Source organism: Streptomyces sp. SID3343, assembly GCF_009865215.1.
In the GTDB taxonomy this organism is placed as follows: domain Bacteria; phylum Actinomycetota; class Actinomycetes; order Streptomycetales; family Streptomycetaceae; genus Embleya.
Genome location: NZ_WWJX01000016.1, coordinates 1 through 2,900 on the forward strand (window position 1 = coordinate 1; position 2,900 = coordinate 2,900).

Genomic DNA, 2,900 nt, shown 5'->3' on the forward strand with positions numbered 1-2,900 from the left:
GTACAGCCCGCCATGCGTAGCGAGCGCCATGCGTATAGAGCGCCATGCGTAGCGAGCGCACGTGTAGAGAGCGCGATGTGTAGAGAGGCGATGCGCGGAAAGATGGTGCGCAAAGGGGTAATTCTGACAAGAAGGAGAAAATCGGGCGTGGAGATCGGAACGAAGGTCAAGGCGAAACAGGGAATCGGCGGCGGACTGACCCAGTCGGTGCCGGTCGGCGCGGCGGGTGTGGTTGCGGGGCGCACGTACGACGGTCGGATCGAGGTGCTGTTCACGTTGCGCGGTGTCCTCGGCGGCTCCCGGATCGTCGAGGTGGCGGTCGAGCCGGGGCATGTCGAGGCGGTCTGACGCGCTGACCGCGGCCGTGGGTGTGACTGCGTACATGACCGCGACCGCGCGACCGTGGGTGTGACTGCGGACGTGCCCACGACGCCGACGCGGCTTGGGTAGTGCGGGCCGCGGGTGAGGTGTGGGGCGGGTGAGGAGTGGGGTGGGTGCGACGTGGCCGCATGTCGCCGTCGCTCCACTCCTCGGCGGAGTCCGAAGGGGAGGGCCGCCGGCGGGGCCGACGCGTGTCCGGGGGCGGGCCTGTTCGCGACCGCGTCGAGCCCCGGTGGGAGGGTCGAGCCCCGGTGGGGGGTCAAGCGTCGGTGTCACCCACCTGAGTGATCCGGTCGTCACCCAGCCGTGCTCGGACGTCGTCGAACAAAATGCCCAACAGCTCGGCCAGTTGCGCCTGTTGCTCGGGCGTCAGCGCGTTCACGAGCTCCGCCTCGCGGCCGAGGACCCGATCCACCGTCGCCTCGATCACCGCATGGCCCGTCTCGGTCAGTGCGACCTCCACCGAGCGGACCCGCCCCGCGCCGGCCCGGCGGACGACCAAGCCCTCGCGTTCGGCCTTGGCGACGCGCTGGGAGACCGCGCCGGCGGTGACGAGGGAGCGAGTGCCCAGCTCGCGGGTGGTGAGGACATACGGCGGTCCGCTGCGGCGCAGCACGCTGAGGAGGTCGAGGGTAGCGGTGTCCACGCCGGCCCGGGCCAGGACGCGGCGGCGGTCGTCGCCGAGCAGCTTCGCCAGGCGCCAGATCGGGGTGACGATGCCGATCGAGGAGACGGGAGTACCGGGGCGCTCGCGCTCCCACGCGGAGGCGATCTCCTCGACGGCATGCCCCGGTCGAGGAGTACCGCCCGCCGAGTACTCGTTGTCCTCGCTTGCCATGTGGCCTCCCTCGGGTGCTACGTTTAGATCTAAATTTAGGTCTTAATGTAGCCGATGTGGAGCTCACCTTATGGCACGCGTACGCAACATCCTGATCACCGGCGGCGGCACGGGCATCGGACTCGCCATCGCCCGGACCTTCGCCGACCTCGGCGAGGCCGTCACGATCACCGGGCGCCGCGAGGCCCCGCTGCGGGCGGCGGCACACGAGACCGGCGCCCGCGCGCTGGTGTGCGACCACACCGACCCCGCGGCGCTCACCCGGCTCCTGGCGGACGCCGATCTGCCGGACCGCATCGACGTACTGGTCAACAACGCCGGCGGCAACACCGACTTCGGTGCGGCCGGCGGCGACGACCTCGCGGCCTACGCCGAGGCGTTCCGGGCCAACCTCGATGCGAACCTGGTGAGCGCCGCGGTGACCGTCAAGGCGTTCGAGCCACGCCTGGCCGGCGGCGGAGCGGTGATCAACATCGGCTCGATCGCCGCCGACCAGGGCGCCGGCTCCTATGGCGCGGCCAAGGCCGGCCTCGCCTCCTGGAACGTCGCGCTGGCCGGCGTACTCGGCCCGCGCGACATCACCGCCAACGTGGTCTCACCCGGGTACATCGCCGACACCGAGTTCTTCGGCGACCACCTCACCGCCGAGCGGCGCGCACAACTGGTCGCCGCGACGGCGGTTCGGCGCCCCGGAACGCCGGCCGACATCGCGGGCACGGTCGCGTTCCTGGCGTCGCCGGCCGCACGACACGTCACGGGCCAGGTCCTGAACGTGAACGGCGGTGCGTACACGACCCGTTGAGGCCGAGCCGTACGGACGACGGGTCCGGGCCGTGCGTCGGGCGACGCTCGGCCGGGGTCAGGCCGAGGCGCCGCCGTCGAGCACGAGGTCGGCGCCGACCGTGAAGGCGGCGTCGTCCGAGGCCAAGTACAGGACCGCTGCCGCGAGTTCGGCCAACGAGCCGACCCGGCCCGAGGGGTTCTCGGCCTTCATCCGGTCGGCTCGATCGGCGTCGGCCTCGCCCTGGCGCAGTGACATCGTCGTGGCCAGTGGGCCGGGGCTCACCGCGTTGATCCGGACGCCCTCGCCGATGTGGTCGAGCGCGGCATTGCGGGTGAGCGCGCTGACGGCGGCCTTGGACGTCACGTAGGCGCCGAGGTTGGCGGCTCGCTTGTGTGCGCCGAGGTTGGACGCGACGTTCACGATCGCGCCGCCGCCGTGTGCTCGCATGTGGGCGATCTCGTGCTTCATGGACAGCCACGTGCCGGTCACGTTGGTGTCGAAAAGTTGGCGCCAGGCGTCCTCCTCGACGTCGGCGATCGGGCCGACACCCCGGATCATGCCCGCGTTGTTGACCGCGACATCGAGCCCCCCGAACACCTCGACGGTTCGCGCGACCAGGGCGGCCACGCTCGCCGAGTCGGCGACGTCGGCGGTGACGGCAAGGGCCTTGCCGCCCTCGGCCTCGATCAACCGGACGGTCTCGCCGATCGAGGCGGCGGTGCGGCCCGCGGCGACGACCGAGGCCCCCTCACGGGCGAAGGCGAGGGCGATCTCGCGACCCGCGCCCTGGCCGGCGCCGGTGACGAGGACGGTCTTGGCGGAGAAACGTGCGGCGTTCATGGTGGTGACTCCCGAGTGTGATGGGTGGGTGCGGGTGCGGGTGCGGGTGCGGGTGCG

4 protein-coding genes are annotated in these 2,900 nt (G+C 71.6%); 2 read left to right on the forward strand and 2 right to left on the reverse strand.

The features are described from left to right. Window positions 1–147: 147 nt before the first annotated feature. Complete coding sequence (locus tag GT354_RS00670) at window positions 148–348, forward strand: hypothetical protein (RefSeq protein WP_161354164.1); 201 nt, start codon at window positions 148–150, stop codon at window positions 346–348. Window positions 349–640: 292 nt separating this feature from the next. Here the strand turns inward: GT354_RS00670 and GT354_RS00675 are convergent, their stop codons facing one another. After that, window positions 641–1,219, reverse strand: a complete 579-nt coding sequence (locus GT354_RS00675) for a MarR family winged helix-turn-helix transcriptional regulator (RefSeq protein ID WP_161354165.1) — start codon at window positions 1,217–1,219, stop codon at window positions 641–643. Window positions 1,220–1,289: 70 nt separating this feature from the next. Here GT354_RS00675 and GT354_RS00680 point away from each other — a divergent pair, with 70 nt between their 5' ends. Beyond that, the gene (locus GT354_RS00680) at window positions 1,290–2,021 is read left to right on the forward strand and encodes an SDR family oxidoreductase (RefSeq protein ID WP_161354166.1); all 732 of its coding nucleotides are present in this window, start codon (window positions 1,290–1,292) and stop codon (window positions 2,019–2,021) included. 57 nt (window positions 2,022–2,078) lie between these two features. Here GT354_RS00680 and GT354_RS00685 read toward each other — a convergent pair whose 3' ends face one another. Beyond that, window positions 2,079–2,843 carry an SDR family oxidoreductase gene (locus GT354_RS00685; protein WP_161354167.1) on the reverse strand — a complete coding sequence of 255 codons (765 nt, stop codon included), beginning with the start codon at window positions 2,841–2,843 and terminating at the stop codon, window positions 2,079–2,081. Between the last annotated feature and the right edge of the window lie 57 nt (window positions 2,844–2,900).

Coding starts and splice junctions, on each gene's coding strand:
- GT354_RS00680 (WP_161354166.1), top strand. CDS start 1,290: ATGGCACGCGTACGCAACATCCTGATCACCGGCGGCGGCACGGGCATC.
- GT354_RS00685 (WP_161354167.1), bottom strand. CDS start 2,843: ATGAACGCCGCACGTTTCTCCGCCAAGACCGTCCTCGTCACCGGCGCC.
- GT354_RS00675 (WP_161354165.1), bottom strand. CDS start 1,219: ATGGCAAGCGAGGACAACGAGTACTCGGCGGGCGGTACTCCTCGACCG.